This window comes from Flavobacterium sp. YO12 (assembly GCF_004119495.1).
Taxonomy (GTDB): Bacteria; Bacteroidota; Bacteroidia; order Flavobacteriales; family Flavobacteriaceae; genus Flavobacterium.
The window spans coordinates 1-234 of the sequence record NZ_NRQU01000167.1; the positions used below are offsets into that span (position 1 = coordinate 1).

Genomic DNA, 234 nt, shown 5'->3' on the forward strand with positions numbered 1-234 from the left:
TGGAACAGTTTATTATGGTTCATTAACAGCGGGAACTTGCGAAAGCATTAGACGTTTAGCTGTGACTGCAATACTAAACAATGCAGGAGCACCAACAGGAAGTGCAACACAAGAGTTTTGTTCAGCATCAAATGCTTTGGTTTCTGATTTAGTTACAAACGAAAGTAATGTAACTTGGTATGATGCCGCAAATGACGGAAATGTAGTTTCGGCAGGAACAGCACTTGTAAATGG

The 234-nt window shown here is 40.2% G+C and carries 1 protein-coding gene; it reads left to right on the forward strand.

All coding sequences use genetic code 11. From position 1 onward, the window contains the following. Positions 1-234, forward strand: a 234-nt coding sequence (locus BOW55_RS21005; RefSeq protein ID WP_164975100.1) for a hypothetical protein, incomplete at both ends; no start/stop codon positions are given.